The organism is Paenibacillus sp. FSL E2-0177, assembly GCF_037992975.1.
GTDB classification, from domain to species: Bacteria; Bacillota; Bacilli; order Paenibacillales; family Paenibacillaceae; genus Paenibacillus_AQ; species Paenibacillus_AQ odorifer.
On sequence record NZ_CP150307.1, the window covers coordinates 2,676,783 to 2,693,747 of the forward strand.

The 16,965-nt window shown below is 45.1% G+C and carries 17 protein-coding genes; 12 read left to right on the top strand and 5 right to left on the bottom strand.

What is annotated here, in order from left to right:
* Positions 1-34: 34 nt before the first annotated feature.
* Together MHI25_RS11755 and MHI25_RS11760 are read right to left on the bottom strand one after the other, a co-directional pair.
* Complete coding sequence (locus tag MHI25_RS11755; RefSeq protein ID WP_076130361.1) at positions 35-1,003, bottom strand: glycoside hydrolase family 43 protein; 969 nt, start codon at positions 1,001-1,003, stop codon at positions 35-37.
* A gap of 156 nt (positions 1,004-1,159) precedes the next feature.
* Positions 1,160-2,188, bottom strand: coding sequence for a glycosyltransferase family 4 protein (locus MHI25_RS11760; RefSeq protein WP_076130360.1), 1,029 nt, complete (start codon positions 2,186-2,188; stop codon positions 1,160-1,162).
* 142 nt (positions 2,189-2,330) lie between these two features.
* Between MHI25_RS11760 and MHI25_RS11765 the strand changes: the two genes are divergently transcribed.
* Positions 2,331-2,567, top strand: coding sequence for a hypothetical protein (locus MHI25_RS11765; RefSeq protein ID WP_340395449.1), 237 nt, complete (start codon positions 2,331-2,333; stop codon positions 2,565-2,567).
* A gap of 63 nt (positions 2,568-2,630) precedes the next feature.
* On the opposite strand, the gene MHI25_RS11770 is transcribed toward MHI25_RS11765, so the two are convergent.
* Together MHI25_RS11770 and MHI25_RS11775 are read right to left on the bottom strand one after the other, a co-directional pair.
* Positions 2,631-3,431: a sugar phosphate isomerase/epimerase family protein gene (locus MHI25_RS11770; RefSeq protein WP_254857118.1), complete on the bottom strand. Its 801-nt coding sequence runs from the start codon at positions 3,429-3,431 to the stop codon at positions 2,631-2,633.
* A 95-nt stretch (positions 3,432-3,526) separates the two neighbouring features.
* Entirely contained in the window at positions 3,527-4,435 is a 909-nt protein-coding gene (locus tag MHI25_RS11775; protein ID WP_340395450.1) for an alpha/beta hydrolase, read from the bottom strand.
* Between the two features lie 381 nt (positions 4,436-4,816).
* Here MHI25_RS11775 and MHI25_RS11780 point away from each other — a divergent pair, with 381 nt between their 5' ends.
* The 10 genes from MHI25_RS11780 to MHI25_RS11825 all read left to right on the top strand — a co-directional run bounded on the left by MHI25_RS11780 (position 4,817) and on the right by MHI25_RS11825 (position 15,598).
* On the top strand, positions 4,817-5,317 hold the full coding sequence (locus tag MHI25_RS11780; RefSeq protein ID WP_340395451.1) for a GNAT family N-acetyltransferase: 501 nt from the start codon (positions 4,817-4,819) through the stop codon (positions 5,315-5,317).
* A gap of 216 nt (positions 5,318-5,533) precedes the next feature.
* Positions 5,534-7,603, top strand: coding sequence for a bifunctional aldolase/short-chain dehydrogenase (locus MHI25_RS11785; protein WP_340395452.1), 2,070 nt, complete (start codon positions 5,534-5,536; stop codon positions 7,601-7,603).
* Between the two features lie 40 nt (positions 7,604-7,643).
* Positions 7,644-8,402: a DeoR/GlpR family DNA-binding transcription regulator gene (locus tag MHI25_RS11790; RefSeq protein ID WP_036689767.1), complete on the top strand. Its 759-nt coding sequence runs from the start codon at positions 7,644-7,646 to the stop codon at positions 8,400-8,402.
* A gap of 26 nt (positions 8,403-8,428) precedes the next feature.
* A complete protein-coding gene (locus MHI25_RS11795) occupies positions 8,429-9,157 on the top strand; it encodes a (Fe-S)-binding protein (protein ID WP_076130354.1) in 729 nt (242 codons plus the stop codon).
* Positions 9,154-10,707 carry a LutB/LldF family L-lactate oxidation iron-sulfur protein gene (locus MHI25_RS11800; RefSeq protein ID WP_340395453.1) on the top strand — a complete coding sequence of 518 codons (1,554 nt, stop codon included), beginning with the start codon at positions 9,154-9,156 and terminating at the stop codon, positions 10,705-10,707. The genes MHI25_RS11795 and MHI25_RS11800 overlap by 4 nt, the downstream gene beginning before the upstream one ends.
* Positions 10,700-11,428 carry a lactate utilization protein gene (locus MHI25_RS11805; protein WP_248548013.1) on the top strand — a complete coding sequence of 243 codons (729 nt, stop codon included), beginning with the start codon at positions 10,700-10,702 and terminating at the stop codon, positions 11,426-11,428. Before MHI25_RS11800 ends, MHI25_RS11805 begins: the two co-directional genes overlap by 8 nt.
* Before the next feature lie 26 nt (positions 11,429-11,454).
* The gene (gene rhaB, locus MHI25_RS11810) at positions 11,455-12,945 is read left to right on the top strand and encodes a rhamnulokinase (RefSeq protein WP_340395454.1); all 1,491 of its coding nucleotides are present in this window, start codon (positions 11,455-11,457) and stop codon (positions 12,943-12,945) included.
* A gap of 86 nt (positions 12,946-13,031) precedes the next feature.
* Positions 13,032-14,306 carry an L-rhamnose isomerase gene (gene rhaA, locus MHI25_RS11815; RefSeq protein ID WP_312151373.1) on the top strand — a complete coding sequence of 425 codons (1,275 nt, stop codon included), beginning with the start codon at positions 13,032-13,034 and terminating at the stop codon, positions 14,304-14,306.
* Positions 14,307-14,471: 165 nt separating this feature from the next.
* The gene (locus tag MHI25_RS11820; protein ID WP_076130349.1) at positions 14,472-15,110 is read left to right on the top strand and encodes a Vat family streptogramin A O-acetyltransferase; all 639 of its coding nucleotides are present in this window, start codon (positions 14,472-14,474) and stop codon (positions 15,108-15,110) included.
* Between the two features lie 110 nt (positions 15,111-15,220).
* On the top strand, positions 15,221-15,598 hold the full coding sequence (locus tag MHI25_RS11825) for a YkvA family protein (protein WP_081383451.1): 378 nt from the start codon (positions 15,221-15,223) through the stop codon (positions 15,596-15,598).
* A gap of 16 nt (positions 15,599-15,614) precedes the next feature.
* Here MHI25_RS11825 and MHI25_RS11830 read toward each other — a convergent pair whose 3' ends face one another.
* Positions 15,615-16,007: a helix-turn-helix domain-containing protein gene (locus tag MHI25_RS11830; protein WP_076130348.1), complete on the bottom strand. Its 393-nt coding sequence runs from the start codon at positions 16,005-16,007 to the stop codon at positions 15,615-15,617.
* A 150-nt stretch (positions 16,008-16,157) separates the two neighbouring features.
* Here MHI25_RS11830 and MHI25_RS11835 point away from each other — a divergent pair, with 150 nt between their 5' ends.
* Complete coding sequence (locus tag MHI25_RS11835) at positions 16,158-16,832, top strand: NAD(P)H-dependent oxidoreductase (protein ID WP_076130347.1); 675 nt, start codon at positions 16,158-16,160, stop codon at positions 16,830-16,832.
* Positions 16,833-16,965 lie beyond the last annotated feature (133 nt).

A 16,965-nucleotide genomic window follows, 5' to 3' on the forward strand; every position in this document is an offset into this window, starting at 1 on the left:
GAGTAGGACTCAGGGGCAACTCCTCGATTAGATGTTAATTATAGTAAGGCCAGCCAGCAGAATCCCATTCGAGATCACTGATTAACAATTTGGGTGCGCCATTCTCAGCGACACTGTAAGCATGGCGGACGATAACGTTGGTTCCGTATATATCCTGTCCACCAGGACCCGCCCAAAAACTGTTGCCGCTATCGATGACCGTAGCCCCGCCATTTTTCATATCGGTACCGTCCTTTGCATAGAAAGGCCCCAGTACGCTGGTTGAGCGTCCCACTGCAATTTTATAGGTGCTGTTTACGCCTGAGCAGCATTGGCCAATGGATACGAATAGATAATAATATCCGGTATTTGGATTGTAAACCATGCTGGAGCCTTCAATCCCCCCGGATTTAGTGGCAATGCGATACGAGTTGCCCGTTGGCTTCATGGTTGTTTTGTTGATGGAGGTAATGTAAATCCCGTTGCTCCAGGAACCGAAGGTCATCCATAGGTTTCCGTTAGCATCTGCCGTAATGTTAGGATCAATGGCGTTATAATTGGAGGCGTCATTTGATGAGATAACGACACCTTGGTCCGTCCATTTTCCCCCGGAGATCGATTTAGTAGTTACTAAACCAATAGCAGACACTCTTGAGCCGAATGTGGAGATAGAATAATAGAGGTAATAGGTACCGTTATAGTAGAAAATTTCTGGAGCCCATACATCTAGCCCTTCTTGATTGGGAACGTAAGAGCTCCACCAGGAGGGTTTCGAGTTATAAATCGGGAGGGAGCGAATATAGTTCGTTCCATCGTTTGAAAACATCACTTGGAGACCTGATCCCGTGCTGAATACCCAATGTGTGTTTCCCTCTTTGATATATGAAGGGTCGTGTACGTTGGTATCTCCAGTCAGATTCCAGGTTGCTGCATAAGCTTGCGATCCTGCTGAGAAAACAGTTGTAAAAAGCATTAAAAAAGACAACAATAACAACCGATAACCTTGCCTACCTTTTTTCGCCATATTTCTTCTCCTTTTAGTTTAGATTTCCCTAAAGTGTTTCATTATTTTTCGATTGATAACGCTTACATAATATCTTGTATTATTTCTCTAGTCAATGATTCTTTTGGATCAATAAAAAAGCAAATCTCGGTCATCGGAGACTTGCTTTTTTATATTTTAAAATAAATCTGTGATCGCTTGTTCAAATAATCTGACACTATTTTCCCAAGTCCATTTGCGCGAATATCTTTCCCCCTGCTCCGCTAATTTAGTTCTTAAGTTGGGATCACGTATTAAGCGGATGACATCTTCACCGAGCCGGTTCTCATATCGATAAGAGAGCAAACAGTTTTTCTTGTGATGGGCGTATTCCATATTCCCGCCTGAATATACACAGACTAACGCTGCTCCACAACGCATGGCCTCAAGTCCCGGTAAAGAGCCTGTATCAAAAATACTTGAGCTAACAAAAATATCCGCACCGTTATAGTGATAGCAGAGCTCCTCATCATTTGCTGGCGTAAAGAACCGATATTTGCCAGTAGCTTTCATTCTTTGGAGAATTTCTGAGGTGTTGAACTCGTCAGGCGGACTGATGAAGTTAATATTTACATCGGGATATTGGCTTTTTACGTAATCCAGCTGTTCTATAAGATAATCTTGCTCACGGTGCCAGGAGAAACCTCGTTCTGTTTTTCTTAATATAGCTGTTATGTTTAAAGGCTCTTGAAGACTGTGACGGATATTCATATTTTTAAAAGAGGAGCTAATGCCAATGGGCACGATACTGCCGGTGATACCATGATTTAAACGGATCAGCTCCTGCTGCCAACGTGATAAAACGATTAGATGCTCAGTGATGTGATAGGAGGGGAAGGAGCGTCCGTTATCCGGTAAAAAAGGTGGCTCATAACATAAAGATAAACGTACATGAACCCCTTTTCCTTGTTGGCTTGCTGCTTGGGCGATGGGGACAGTTGTATAATAATTAGAAACAATGACGTCTCCGGGAGGAAAGTCATGCTCGTGAATATTCATATGTGAGGAGCGGATTACGTTTGCGCGCACATCATAAGAAATAGCGCCATCCACAGGCAAAAGGAGATTGACCTGATGACCCAAGTCTGTCAGTCCATTGGTGAGCTCTACTAGCATACGTTGTGCTCCGCCATGAGATAAGGTCAGAATAGGGAATGTGAATCGCATTGATAATCCCGTCCCTTCCAAGTTAGAGCTATAATGGTGAAACAATATGATTCAATCGTTCTGTTTTTTATTTTATTCAGCTCTTATAGAAAAGTACCATTTATCAAGCTTATAAACAAAAGGAGAAGGAAGAGGGGGGAGTATGAGGGAAGAAAGCCGTTCGGTGGTGGGCAATTTGACGAAGGCTGATCTAGAACAGGAGGTCACCATTAGTTTCCCTGAGGGGGCTGGAATGGAGAATTATACTTGGAGTATTCAAAAGATTATGATCGGAGCGGCAGAGCATTATTCCTATCATACAGGTCAAATCGTATATGCCTCTAAATTGCTGCAGAAAGAGGATGATCATCTGCTCAATAACTGGAAACATTATTTTTGAGCATAGATAAAGCTGGGGATAGATGCGCAGCTGCTGCTAACACCTATCCTCAGAAATGGATTTTTATTGTGTTATAGGTGCAAGCTTCTTCAGTAAAGCAACGGTATCATTAACCTCCAGATCCTTGATATCTTCTAATGACACATCGATCATTGGCTTATATTCTTGGAGTTTGCGCAGGAAAGCCTCGGTATGGAATACTCCGCTGCCTGCTTTTCCGTGGTATGCTTTTTCACCATCTTGATAGATATCTTTTAAATGCGCCAGAATGATACGGTCGCCGAATAATCTAAAGGAATCATCGACAATTTGATCCTGCAAATGCGCAGCCGTGCCAATAAAATTACAAGGGTCCAATACAACACCAATACAGCTTGATGGGACTTCATCTAAGATGCGGCGCATCTTGTCTGGTGTAGAAAGTGTATGTGTGCAGACCCCTTCTAGTCCTAGAAAAACGCCCCATTTTTCAGCTTCCTCTGCAAGTTCTTCTACAGTTGCCCTTAACGTATCCCAGCCGATAGCTTCGTAATGGATCGGATCTTGTGCTTGAAAAGTAGTAAGCGCACCTGTTTCTGTTGCCACCATAGGTGCGCCGAATTGGCGGGCATAACGAAGATGCTCTTTAAAACGATTGATCTCAGCTCTCCGGATGACAGGATCCGGATGAACAGGGTTGATGTAACAGCCCAAAACACCGATACGTATTCCTGCTTTGTCAAATTGTTCGCCAATATAGCTGGCAAGACCTGGACTTAGTTTACCGGTAGAAGTGTCGATGTCCTGAATGGCTTTGGATAATGCAAGCTGAACAAAATCGATATCATAATTCTGAAGGGTTGCAGTTAACGACTTGAGCGGCAAGCAGCCAAATGTGTGGGCTAGAGTTCCGTATCTGATGAGTAACCTCTCCTTTAATAGAGTAAGTATGAGTAATAACCTTCATAATAGTAACGCTTTCATAAGGATGCAAGTGATTTATCATTATCGCGGGTCAGGAAATTGATGATTTCAGTGTTGACTCTATCCGGTTGCTCATGATTAATGCCGTGTCCCGCACGGGGAATCACTTGGTAATGAAACTTTCCATCCTCTAAAATATCTATGAAATCCTTTGATTGTTTTAACGCGTGTTCTCCTACTAAAAAATAAAGCTTATCTCTGACGGCAACTGCGGCGTTTTTATCATATTTTTGAAGCTTATGAACAAACATAGCTTGCTGATTATGAGCTCGCATTAAAAGAATTAGATGAGCAGCTACTTCTGGGTGATTGTTAAATAAAGGGGAGTCAGGCGCACTTAACTTCTTCAGCACTTTCAGTAAATTGCGATCCGTGGGAATCAGAATCTCTGGGAACATCATCATTAGCGTTTGCAGCATGGCTTTGATGGGTGTGGTGACCATTCCGCCTTCCAAACAAATCACACGGTTCACTTTGTCCGGTTGCTTGGTTGCATAATTAAAAGCAATATAGGCTCCATTTGACACCCCTGCAATATTAAAGATGTCTATGCTCAGATGTTTGGCTATTTCATTAATCCATTCCACCTGCTCAAACTTTTGTTTATTAAAGTGCGCATTAGGAATGCTTTTTCCGGGTCCGCCCAGAGTATCAATAGCAACGCAGTAAAAATGCCGCGATAATTCCTCGATGTTAAGGAGCCACATGACCGCCGAGTTATCACCAACGCCATGAAACAGAAATAAAGGGGGATTACTCTTTTGCCCGGTAAGGATACAATGCGTCAGCCCATATATGGTTGGGAGATCGAGCTCTTCAAGAGGAATAGGCCACTGATCAATTAGCTGTTGGTAGGATTGCCACACTCGTTCTTGCACCTTGGCATTCTTAAAGCTATTTACCATCACAAACCTCCTTAGTGAAAATACAACATCTGTATCTTATTCCAATAAGTATACTACGAGAGTGCGGAAGGAGGAGCGCGCAATAGGAACATTCCTGTGAAAAGAGGGGTGCAGACCAGATAAGTGTATTTCATACAACTAAATTGCTACTTTACTCTCACTACGGTGATATAGATGTACTTCGTACAACTATTTCTCTCGTATTTAGCTGATTCAGCTAAATTGGGCGAATTTAATTGCACAAAGTACACTTAACACATTAGGCGTGAGCATTGAAGATCATTTTAGTTGTAGAATGTGCAATTAAATAATGCATGCCGGTCTCTTTTGCGGTAAATTTTGATAGGGAAGTTATTAATAACGTTCTAGGTGGGGATGATTATGCTCGTTGAGCTAAAGGAAGCTAGTGTTTCAGATGGACGCGATATTTTTGAGCTGATTGTGGAGATAGGTCCGGGGGAGAATGGATTCGTCAATAACGGATTTGATCTGGCTTACAGTCAATTTCCTGATTTCATCCGGGATCGGATAGCACTTTCACAAGGTGATAATCTTCCGCCACAGTATGTAGCACAAACCAACTACTGGCTACTGATTGACGCTTATCCTGTTGGTGTCGGAAAACTAAGACATTCCTTAACTGATCAATTGAGGAAGTCCGGTGGACACATCGGTTATAGTATCAGACCCAGTGAAAGAGGAAAGGGTTATGGCACGATTTTTTTGGCAGAGCTGTTAAAAAAAGCTGCGGACATGGGGATTGATAAGGTCATGCTGACTTGTGAGCCGGACAATATATTTTCGAGAAAGGTTATTGAAGCGAACAAAGGAATACTACATGGCATTGAGAATGAAAAATGTAACTACTGGATCACCCTTTAAGCTGGTGTGAAAAACAGGGGAGGAGTTGCCAAGAGGCAGCTCTTTTTTGTTATTCGCGATGTTATTGTAGTTCATCCAATAGAGATTCGTCTAAAATGTGAAAAAAATTTAAAATTTTGTTGAAAGCGCTCTATTCAAACACAAACAAATAGTTTAAAATCAAAACAAACAAAAATAAACAAAAAAACAAACATTCAAAAACGGAGGTATTCACAAATGGTACAAAACTTATGGGATTCATCTCGGGAAACGAAATTAAACAGGGGATTGGATGCATTAGTGTTCCGCTCTAATCTGTTGGGCGAAGATCGCAGAGTCTGTAACTTTGGCGGAGGGAATACCTCCAGCAAAACGATAGAATTGGATTTTCGCGGGCGTGAGGTAGAAGTAATGTGGGTGAAGGGCAGCGGCTCTGACCTTGCTACGATGAAAGCAGGCAACTTTACCGGACTAAGGCTTCAGGATATTGCCCCGTTATTTGAACGTGATGAAATGCCAGATGAAGAGATGGTAGCTTATCTCGCAAATTGTATGATTGACCCTAAACATCCGCGTGCTTCTATCGAGACGTTGCTGCATGCATTTTTACCTTTCAAGCATGTGGATCATACGCATCCAGATGCCATTATCAGCTTATGCTGCGCTCATAACGGTAAGGAAATTGCCCGTGAGATTTATGGGGATCGTTTCGTATGGGTGCCATACATCCGTCCAGGCTTCACTTTATCCAAAATGATTGCCGAAGGTGTGCTCGCAAACCCGAAAGCTGAACTAGTGCTGATGGAGAAACACGGTCTCGTGACTTGGGGGGATACACCTGAATCTTGTTATGCCAAAACAATCTCCATAATTAACGAAGCGGAAAGTTATATTGAAGAAAGAATTGAAGATCAGAACCTATTTGGCGGCCGCAAATCAGAAGCACTTCCAGAAGCAGAGCGGCGGGCTGTAGCGGCGGCAGTGATGCCACTGATCAGAGGCGCGGTCAGCGATGAGCGTAAAATGATTTTGACCTTCGACGATGCGGAGGATGTGCTGCGTTTTGTAGGAGGGGCTGACTCGGAGAAGTTATCCGGTGTAGGCGCAGCTTGTCCAGATCATTTGGTACATACCAAAATGAAGCCGCTTTTTGTTGCGTGGGAGCCAAATACCAATGATATCGATGGCTTGAAGGCGAAGCTGAGCGAAGCGATTAGCGATTATAAGGAGCAGTACAAAGCGTACTTCGACCGTAATAAACATGAAGGCGATGTAATGTTCGAGGCTGCGCCACGTGTGATCCTGATCCCTGGCGTGGGCATGATCAACACAGGTAAAAGCTGGAGCAATTCTAAGATCAGCGGAGCCTTGTATCACCGGGCGATTGCTGTTATGCGCGGAGCTACTGCGCTGGGAGATTTCGTCTCTCTAAGTGAGAATGAATCGTACAATGTGGAATATTGGCCCCTGGAATTATATAAATTATCATTGGCTCCGGCAGAAGCGGAGTTCTCCCGTAAAGTTGCCTTTATTACAGGTGGTGCCGGGGGAATTGGGAGTGAGACGGCTCGTCGTTTAGTATCAGAAGGAGCGCATGTTGTATTGGCAGATCTCAATCTGGAGGGTGCACAAAAAGTAGCGGAAGAGATTAACGCTAAGTTTGGTGAAAATCGTGCATTCGCCGTTAAAATGGACGTAACTCAGGAAGAGCAGGTAACCGCAGCTTATGCGGAGACAGCCCTTTTTTATGGCGGGGTCGATATTATTGTTAATAATGCTGGGCTTGCAACCTCCAGTCCGTTTGATGAGACTTCATTGAAAGAGTGGAATTTGAATATTTCTGTGCTGGGCACAGGATATTTTCTCGTTGCACGCGAAGCTTTTAAAGTGATGAAGGAGCAAAAAATCGGAGGCAGCATGGTATTCATCGGCTCCAAAAATTCTATTTTTGCAGGTAAAAGCGTCTCGGCTTACAGTTCTGCCAAGGCGCTCGAAGCCCATCTGGCCCGCTGCATAGCAGCTGAAGGTGGAGAGTTTGGCATCCGTGCCAATACGATTCTGCCCGATGCAATTCTACAAGGATCAGCTATCTGGAATTCGAACTGGCGTAATGAACGGGCGGCTGCTTACGGGATTGAGCCGGATCAATTAGAGGAGCATTACCGTAAACGCACGACGCTGCTAGTTAATATTTATCCACGTGATATTGCCGAAGGCGTTGCTTTTTTTGCTTCTTCCAAGTCAGAGAAAACTACGGGTTGTATGCTGACAATCGATGGTGGAGTGCCAGCAGCTTTTACTAGATAAGAGGTAGCTTGAATATAGATAGGGATAACGGAGGGAAATCATGCTGATTGCAGACAGATATGAACGAATCGTAGAACTAGTGAATGAACGCGGCAGTATCCGTGTCTCAGAATTGAGTACATTATGCCAAGTGACGGAAGAAACCATTCGCCGCGATCTGGATCGATTGGAAAAAGCGGGGCGGCTGCTGCGTTCGCATGGCGGAGCAGTTAGCCTGCGTGACCGGCAACCGGAGACCCCTTATGCTGAACGAGAAATCATGAATGCAGCGGAGAAACAGCGGATTGCCCGTGAGGCGGTAATGATGATTAAGCCGGGCGATCGGATTCTACTGGATGCCAGTACAACGGCTTGGTATATGGCTTCGCATTTGCCGGATATGCCGCTCACTGTGTTGACCAATTCTACTAGAGTGGCAGCAGAGTTAAGCGGGAAGGAGCGGATCGAGGTCTTTTCTACAGGCGGGCAACTGAGCCGCAGATCAATGTCCTATGTGGGTCATTTAGCAGAACGTTCGCTTGAATTGTATCACGTGGATAAAATGTTTTTTTCCTGCAAAGGATTTCATCTCGAACGTGGCGCTAGTGAATCAAATGAGCTGCAAGCTATGGTGAAACGAAAGATGATTTCTATAGCGGAGCAAGTGATCTTATTATGCGATTCCAGTAAATTCGGAATTCAAGCGTTCACACATTTTGCGGCTCCTAGTGATGTGGATGTCCTAATAACGGATTACAGCCCTGTTGAAGAACAAATGAAGCAGTTGCAGAAGCTGAACATCGCAATAACGACGGTGTAGTAAATAGTTGTGCAGGAGGTGAAGGCATGAAGGTATCGATGTTTATAACCTGCGTCAGCGATGCCGTGTTCCCGAAGGTCGGGGAAGCCATGGCTCGTCTGCTGGCCAGATATGGCGTACAGCTGGAGTTCCCTGAGGTGCAGACTTGCTGCGGACAGCCTGCGTACAACAGTGGATATTGGAATGAAGCGCGGCAAGCTGCACTTACGATTCTGCAGGCCTTCGATGACAGTGATTTTGTCATTGCACCTTCCGGATCCTGTACGGGGATGCTTCATCATTACCCTAAGCTGTTTCAGGAAGATCCGGTTAATCTGGTCAAGGCGCAGAATTTGCAACGCAAATCCTATGAATTCAGCCAGTTTATGGTGCAGGTGCTTGGCGTAACTGATCTAGGAGCAGTGTTTCCGCATAAGGTTACCTATCATCCTTCCTGTCATGGCACAAGGATTCTAGGGATTCGCGACGAACCTATGCAGCTTATGCAAAATGTGAAGGCGATGGAGCTGGTACCACTGCCTTTTGCTGAGGACTGCTGTGGGTTTGGTGGAACCTTTGCCGTGAAAATGTCTGATATCTCCGGGGCGATGGTCACTGAGAAATCAGATCATGTGCTGGAGACGGAAGCAGAAATCCTAACGGGTCTGGATATGGGTTGTCTGATGAATATTGCCGGGAATCTGCGTTACCGCCGCGAACCCGTTCGAGTTATGCATTTAGCAGAACTGCTGTATGAGGGGGTGACTGATAAATGAGTCAAACCACCACCAATCTAACGGCGAAATCAGAGAACGGGAAGCCAGCAACAGTAAAAGAGCGTGCAGACTTGGCACTGAATAATGACTTTTTACGCAAGGCTGTTCGTTTTACCACGGAGAGACTGCGTGATGGAAAACAAAAAGCAGCTAACGATCATGGCCACTGGGAAGAGTGGCGTGAACGTGGGCGGCAAATCCGTCTACACACGATCGCCCATCTTGATTACTATTTGAATCTTTTTGCAGACAAGGCAAGAGCAAACGGCACACATATTCATTTTGCAGCAACGGGTGAAGAGGCTGTGAAGATTGCCCTTGAAATCGCGCAGCGAAAACAGGCAGCTTCTGTGGTCAAATCCAAATCAATGGTTACTGAGGAGCTGCATTTAAATAAGGCGCTGGAATCCATTGGTGTGGAGACCATAGAGACGGATCTGGGGGAGTATATTATCCAGCTTGCCGGGGAAACCCCGTCACATATCATTATTCCGGCGATTCATAAGAACCGCTACCAGATTGCCGAGCTGTTGTCCAAAGAGGCAGGGGAGGAGCTTTTGCCTGAAACTACTATTCTTGCTGGATTTGTACGGCGAAAGCTGAGAGAGAAGTTCCTTGATGCGGATATCGGAATGACTGGCTGTAACTTTGCTATTGCAGAGACGGGTTCGATGGTGCTGTTCGAGAATGAAGGCAACGCTCGTATGGTCACCACTTTACCGAAAACACAAATTACCCTGATGGGGATGGAGCGGATTATTCCTTCGTGGAGTGATCTTGAAGTGATGGCTACATTATTGCCTCGTTCGGCAACAGGGCAGAAGTTAACGGTATATATGTCGGGTATTTCTGGTCCCCGCAGGGATAATGACGGTGATGGGCCGGAAGAGCAGCATATTATTATTCTTGATAATGGCCGATCTGAGCAGCTAGGTGATCCTGAGTTTCAGGAGCTGCTGAACTGCATCCGCTGTGGAGCTTGTCTGAATGCTTGTCCTGTCTACCGTCATATTGGCGGTCATGCATATGGGGGAACGTATAGCGGACCTATAGGAGCGGTGTTGACCCCGGCGTTGAATAAAAATGTAGATCAATGGGATGACATCGCCTCAGCCTCTAGCCTGTGCGGAGCATGTTATGAAGCCTGTCCGGTCAAAATTCCTCTGCATGATATGCTCATCTATTTACGGCGGCGGAAGGTTGAACGTGGTTATGGGGATAAGGGAGAAGGTCTCGGCATGAAGGGTTTTGGGGCGATTATGGCGAAGTCACAGCGATTTAGTAATGTGATGAAGGTAGGTAGAATCGGGCAAAAGCTGCTCGTGCGAGACGGAGGAATTTCGTCGAAACTGGGGCCGCTGAAAGGCTGGAACAATTATCGGATCGCCCCGAAGCTGGCAGATCAATCCTTCCGTGAGAGCTGGAAGGGGCTGCAACAGGAGCTAGACAAGAACAGTCGCGAAATGGACCCGGCGATACAGAAGCGAATGGAAGATTTACTAGCGAAGCGGAAGCGGGAAGAGCTGGAAGGAGGGGCCGGACATGACTGAAGAGACGCACAGTAACTGGTTGGAACGTATGGAGCAGGATTCACGTGAAAAGCAGCAGACATTCATGAATGATATCGCTCGCCGCCTGAAGCGGCCGAGAATTACTGAAGCTCCTGCACATCCTTTTCGCGGCGCACCGCAGTATTGGCAGCAATTCCAGTGGAGTCCGGAGGAAAGGATTGAACAATTTACGGCGAATTTTCAAAGCGCCGGTGGTCATGTATTTCGTGTGAAGGATATGGATGAAGCCAAAGCTTTCATCGTCAGCAAAGTCAATGAGATGCTCGCACGGTATATTCTCCGGCAAAATGTCACCGAGCTAGCAGCACTTCGACTAGAGGAGGAACTCACTGATACACGGGTGTCTGTCTGGAATACAGATGATCAGGAGGCATGGAAAGCTAGGGCGGCCGAGGCTGATATTGGAATTGTGATTGCGGATTATGCAGTTGCCTATACAGGCTCCATTACTGTGCTGTCCTCTGAGAATAAAGGCCGTTCAGTCAGCTTATTACCTACCGCATTAGTTGCCATCGTTCCATTGGAGCGGCTGAAGACTCGTCTCGGTGAGGTGCTTATTGATTTTGATGAAGCTGGGCCATCGGGGCTGCCGGCGGGCATCCATTTTATCTCCGGACCTAGCCGTTCAGCGGATATTGAGAATGATCTGACGATAGGCGTGCATGGTCCAGGAATCGTATTCGCTTTGCTAGTAGGCTGATAGGAGATAAGGAGTGTTGTATAGGGATGAATACACAAGCTCATAATCAAATTCAGAATCATATTGCTGTTGATATCGGAGCCTCTAGTGGGAGAGTGGTCTGTGGAACCTTGCAGCAGCCGGGAGGAACCCTGTCTATAGAAGAAATTCATCGCTTCAGTAATGGATTCGCTGAACAAAATGGTAATCTATATTGGGATATAGATTATTTAGTTGCTGAAATCGTCAAGGGCTTACAGCAGGCCAAGGCTAGAGGGATCGAGCGCTGCACCGTGGGCATCGATACTTGGGGTGTCGATTATGTACTTCTCGATCAGGAGGGAGCGCGGATCCATGAGGTTTTTTCTTATCGTGACTCCCGAACGGATGGAGCGATAGAGAGGCTGCATCGTAACATCTCAACTGAAAGCGTTTACGGAAAAGTGGGGATACAATATCTCCCGATAAATACGTTGTATCAACTGTTTGTGCATGATCAGGCGGAGCTGGAAGCAGCACATTCCATCCTGCTGGTCCCTGATTATCTTTATTATCGGCTTACGGGTCGCAAGATTAGTGAAGTGACGATAGGTTCCACCTCTGGGATGCTGAATCTTCACACTCGTGATTACGATGAGGATCTTCTGTCGGTGCTTGGTCTTTCAAAAGAGCAATTCCCTCCCTTAACAGAACCTGGGGAACCCGTTGGGAGGTTGACGGAGGACTTGGCGGCTCGCGGTGATCTTCCAGATTGCGAGTTCATAGCAGTAGCCTCTCATGATACAGCATCAGCTGTATTAGGGGTTCCGGCAAACAGCGAGAAATGGGGATTTCTCAGTAGTGGTACTTGGTCACTCATCGGGGTGGAACGGGGTTCAGCCATCACAAGTAAAGAGGCAATGTTACGCAACTATACGAATGAATGGGGAGCCTACGGCTCATTCCGGTTTCTTAAAAACATTATGGGCATGTGGTTGATTCAAAAGGTTCGTGAGGAGTACGGCGGACAATACAGCTTCGGCGAGCTGGTAGAGCTGGCAGCACAAGAAATCCCCTTTAGATCGATCATTTATTGCAATGATGAACGATTCATGAATCCACAGAGTATGATTGACGAGATCCGCAGCTATTGTGTGGAAGCAGGACAGCTGGTCCCTCAAACGCCTGGGGAAATAGCTCGATGTGTTTTTGATAGTCTTGCTTTATCTTATTATTTCTACATTCAGGATCTCCAGCAATTGACGGGTGACAACTTAGAGAGGTTGCATATCGTTGGCGGAGGTGCGAATAACGGTCTGTTGTGCCAGATTACGGCAGATCTGTTGGAGATGGAAATTCACGCCGGACCAACGGAATCTACGGCTTTAGGCAATCTGGTGGTGCAGATGATCAGCACGGGTGCTGTAACTGATCTTCAAGAGGCGAGAAAAATTATAAGTCGTTCATTCCAAGTAACATCTTATATACCGAAGGGGATGGACCCCACGACCAAAAAAGCGGCTTTGGCACAGTTCGCCCGGCTGCAGGTCGTTAATTAGTAGCTAAGTTTAGTGGAAAGTGAGCCAAAGAGAGGCAAAAGTGCCTCATCTAAAACACACTAAGTTAAAAATCAGGAGGCTCAAACATGGAGCAGAGTAAAGAGAGCTTACAGAGCATTCAGAACAGCTACAATGAAGCGAAAAAGCTTTACGCACAGCATGGGATCGACGTAGATAAAGTGTTGGAGCAGCTAGCGGAAATTAAGATTTCTTTGCATTGTTGGCAAGGTGATGATGTGAAGGGTTTTTTGAATAAGGAAAAAGAACTGAGCGGCGGGATCGCAGTCACCGGAAGTTACCCGGGGCGGGCCGGGAATCCGGAGGAGCTGCGCCGGGATTTGGAACAGGCCCTTGCACTCATCCCAGGGCAACATAAAATAAATTTACATGCTATTTATGCGGATACAGAAGAGACTGTAGATCTCGACGCGTTAGAGCCTAAGCATTTTGAGCGATGGGTGAGCTGGGCCAAAGAGCAGGGACTCGGATTGGATTTCAATCCTACCTGTTTTTCTCATGAAAAAGCAAACGATGGCTTCACACTGAGTCACCCAGATCCTGAAATCCGCAACTTCTGGATCGCTCATTGCAAGGCCTCACGTCGAATCGCCGAGTCCTTTGGCCAAGTATTAGGTCAGCCTTGTGTCACTAATTTTTGGGTTCCAGATGGTTATAAAGATACGCCGATCGACCGCTTGTCACCAAGGGTACGGCTTCAGCAGTCACTCGATGAAATCTTCAGCGAGGAAATCGATCAGCAATATAACATTGATGCTGTAGAAAGTAAGCTGTTTGGTATTGGTTCGGAAAGTTACGTGGTTGGCTCACATGAATTCTATATGGGTTATGCGCTAAGCCGGGGCAAGGCGGTGTGCTTCGATGCTGGGCATTTCCATCCAACCGAGACGATTTCGAATAAGCTGTCTTCCTGGCTGCTGTTTGGGGATCAATTACTGCTGCATGTTAGCCGTCCAGTACGCTGGGATAGTGATCATGTGGTAACTATGGACGATGAGCTGCTCGAGATTGCCCGTGAACTGGTTCGTGGTCAGTTTCTGGACAGAACGCATATTGGATTAGATTTTTTTGATGGAAGTATCAATCATGTTGCTGCTTGGGTGATCGGAACACGAAATACATTAAAAGCTTTGCTTCGTGCCATGCTGGAGCCAATCGAGCAATTGAAGCAAATTGAGCTGGATGGAGATTACACTTCAAGGCTTGCCTTGGTCGAGGAATTTAAATCGTATCCGTTTGGAGCCATTTGGGATTATTATTGTGCGAAGAATGGCGTACCGGTCCGGGAAAGCTGGCTAAATGAAGTGAAACAGTATGAGGCTGAGGTTTTATCGAAAAGATAGAGGTAGAAGTAGAAGTGAAGTAGAACGAACTTTAACAATATAAGTAGATAAAAGATAGGCGGTTACCGGCAGGTAGCCGCTTTTTTATGTTTATGAATCGTACATGATTTGAATTCAGCTCTGATCTCTGCTATGTTTTATCCAAAAGAGAGCGAGGCGCAAACTATGAAACAATATGGACCGAACCCGAATACGCTCTATCCCAATGAACAAATTAAAAGTATCTGCTATATAAAAAATGCGATTACAAGAGACAATATCATTGTTGGCGATTATACCTATTATGATGATATAAACGGTGCAGAGAAGTTTGAGGAACGTGTGACTCATCATTATGATTTTATTGGCGATAAGCTTATTATTGGAAAATTCTGCGCGATTGCCAAAGGCATTGAATTTGTCATGAATGGTGCCAACCACCGGATGAATTCGGTTTCGACCTATCCGTTTAATATCATGGCCCATGGCTGGGAACAGGCGGTCCCGGATTTAAAAGATCTGCCGCTAAAAGGTGATACAGTCATCGGAAACGATGTTTGGATTGGACAAAATGTTACGGTTATGCCAGGTGTGCATATTGGAAACGGAGCAGTTATCGCAGCCAATTCTACAGTTGTAAAGGATATTCCGGCGTATAGTGTAGCTGGAGGAAATCCCTGCAAAGTGATCAGACAACGTTTTGATGATGAAATGATCGAATATCTTGAAGCGCTGAAGTGGTGGGATTGGGATGCTGAGCGAATCTTTAAGAATCTTGAAGTGTTATGCAGCAGCGATTTAACGAAAATCAAAGCGATCAATTAACCGTAAGTAGGTTCAGGATACGGACTTTAGTTTATCTTAAAGATATAAACCTCAATTGAGGGAATACTTTAGGTATGTACGTCATATGAACCTTTCGGAGGGAACCGGCAATGAAGAAGGATAAGGTCAAGAATAGCATGGAGCTCACTGCAGAGGAATTTCCATATAGCAAAGAAAATGAGGAAATGGTAACGCAAAATTTTTGGACGAAAACTAAAAAGTTCGCAGGCAAAATTCCATTTACTAAAGATGCTATCGCAATGTATTATTGTGCCGTCGACGCTAAAACACCTTTATGGGCGAAAGGAATTGCTTTCGGTGCATTGGCTTATTTTATTTCTCCTATAGATGCTATACCCGATGCGATTCTAGGCCTTGGATTTACAGATGATGCAGCGATTATCGCAGCAGGCATTAAAGCGATATCCGGTCAGGTAACCAACGAACATAAGGAAAAAGCTGCAGCGTTTTTTAATGGGGAAAAATAAAAGGTGCAGCATTGAGCTACACCGTAATATCTGTACCTTCAGGACAGCTTTCTGCGGAAAGCTGTTTTGTTTTGTACACCTCGCCCCAATCTTTCATGAGTTTAATAATAGGAATCAGTGTCTTGCCGAATTCAGTTAAAGAGTATTCGACTTTTGGGGGAACCTGATGGTAGACCTCACGGTGTACAACCCCATCCTCTTCCAACTCTCTTAGTTGCAGGGTCAGCATACGTTGGGTAATGCCCGGGCAGATCCGGCGGAATTCGTTAAAACGTTTCGTGCCATCAATCAAGTGATAGATGAGAATTCCTTTCCATTTGCCTCCTATAACGTCCAGTGTGAATTCTACAGGGCAAGCTTCTTTGTTGCTTTCCGGGAAATTTCCGAAGCCACCTTTTCGGTCACGCATAGCTGTTCAACTCCCATGGTATCATTTTGTATACTACATAACATTATTGTGCGTACTTTTAAAGAAGTGATATATACACTAATATTAAGCATGTGATCGGCAAACAGTCAAATGCTCGTCGATGCTAATCAAGTAAAGGGAGTGTTACTCATGGATACTTTATCGTTAAACAAGAATGAAATCCTGTCTGCATATCAGTTCAGACATGCAACTAAAGAATTCGATAGCCATAAAAAAATTAGTGAATCGGACTTTCAATTTATTCTGGAAACTGGACGATTGTCACCAAGTTCATTCGGATTCGAGCCTTGGCGTTTTGTGGTAGTACAAAGTCCGGAAGTACGTGAAAAATTACGTCCTTATGCCTGGGGCGCACAAAAGCAATTGGCAACCGCAAGCCATTTTGTGCTTATTCTCTCACGTCTTCCTAAAGATATGGCTGCTGACTCCGATTATATTAAAGGGATCATGGAGAATGTGCAGGAGTTGCCTCCGCAAGGAATGGAAGGAAAACGTAAAGTTTTTGATAAGTTTTTGAAGGTTGATTTCGGACTGATGGAGAATGAGCGGGCAATGTTCGAATGGAGCTGCCGGCAGACTTATCTGGCGCTTGGGAATATGCTGACTTCAGCTGCGTTAATCGGGATCGACTCCTGCCCAATGGAAGGTTTTGATAAAGCTAAGGTTGAGCAGATTCTGGAAGAAGAAGGGATTTTGGACGCTGAGCATTTTGGAATCTCCTGTATGGCAGCTTTCGGATATCGCCTGAATGAACCACGTGGTAAGACGCGTCAAGGTGCAGAGCAAGTAATTCAGTGGGTTTAACGAAATTGAATCTTAATCTTTGAGCCTGTAAAGTCTCTGTATTCTGGGGATTTTGCAGGTTTTTTTGCGATATTTCTTATAAGATTCAAAAATTAATTGAAAGTTTCATGAAAACTCTGATACCCTTATGAAG

Excerpts from the sequence above, each read along its gene's own strand:
- MHI25_RS11755 (WP_076130361.1), bottom strand. The coding sequence starts at position 1,003 with ATGGCGAAAAAAGGTAGGCAAGGTTATCGGTTGTTATTGTTGTCTTTT.
- MHI25_RS11760 (WP_076130360.1), bottom strand. The coding sequence starts at position 2,188 with ATGCGATTCACATTCCCTATTCTGACCTTATCTCATGGCGGAGCACAA.
- MHI25_RS11765 (WP_340395449.1), top strand. The coding sequence starts at position 2,331 with ATGAGGGAAGAAAGCCGTTCGGTGGTGGGCAATTTGACGAAGGCTGAT.
- MHI25_RS11775 (WP_340395450.1), bottom strand. The coding sequence starts at position 4,435 with ATGGTAAATAGCTTTAAGAATGCCAAGGTGCAAGAACGAGTGTGGCAA.
- MHI25_RS11780 (WP_340395451.1), top strand. The coding sequence starts at position 4,817 with ATGCTCGTTGAGCTAAAGGAAGCTAGTGTTTCAGATGGACGCGATATT.
- MHI25_RS11785 (WP_340395452.1), top strand. The coding sequence starts at position 5,534 with ATGGTACAAAACTTATGGGATTCATCTCGGGAAACGAAATTAAACAGG.
- MHI25_RS11790 (WP_036689767.1), top strand. The coding sequence starts at position 7,644 with ATGCTGATTGCAGACAGATATGAACGAATCGTAGAACTAGTGAATGAA.
- MHI25_RS11795 (WP_076130354.1), top strand. The coding sequence starts at position 8,429 with ATGAAGGTATCGATGTTTATAACCTGCGTCAGCGATGCCGTGTTCCCG.
- MHI25_RS11800 (WP_340395453.1), top strand. The coding sequence starts at position 9,154 with ATGAGTCAAACCACCACCAATCTAACGGCGAAATCAGAGAACGGGAAG.
- MHI25_RS11805 (WP_248548013.1), top strand. The coding sequence starts at position 10,700 with ATGACTGAAGAGACGCACAGTAACTGGTTGGAACGTATGGAGCAGGAT.
- rhaB (WP_340395454.1), top strand. The coding sequence starts at position 11,455 with ATGAATACACAAGCTCATAATCAAATTCAGAATCATATTGCTGTTGAT.
- rhaA (WP_312151373.1), top strand. The coding sequence starts at position 13,032 with ATGGAGCAGAGTAAAGAGAGCTTACAGAGCATTCAGAACAGCTACAAT.
- MHI25_RS11820 (WP_076130349.1), top strand. The coding sequence starts at position 14,472 with ATGAAACAATATGGACCGAACCCGAATACGCTCTATCCCAATGAACAA.
- MHI25_RS11825 (WP_081383451.1), top strand. The coding sequence starts at position 15,221 with ATGAAGAAGGATAAGGTCAAGAATAGCATGGAGCTCACTGCAGAGGAA.
- MHI25_RS11830 (WP_076130348.1), bottom strand. The coding sequence starts at position 16,007 with ATGCGTGACCGAAAAGGTGGCTTCGGAAATTTCCCGGAAAGCAACAAA.
- MHI25_RS11835 (WP_076130347.1), top strand. The coding sequence starts at position 16,158 with ATGGATACTTTATCGTTAAACAAGAATGAAATCCTGTCTGCATATCAG.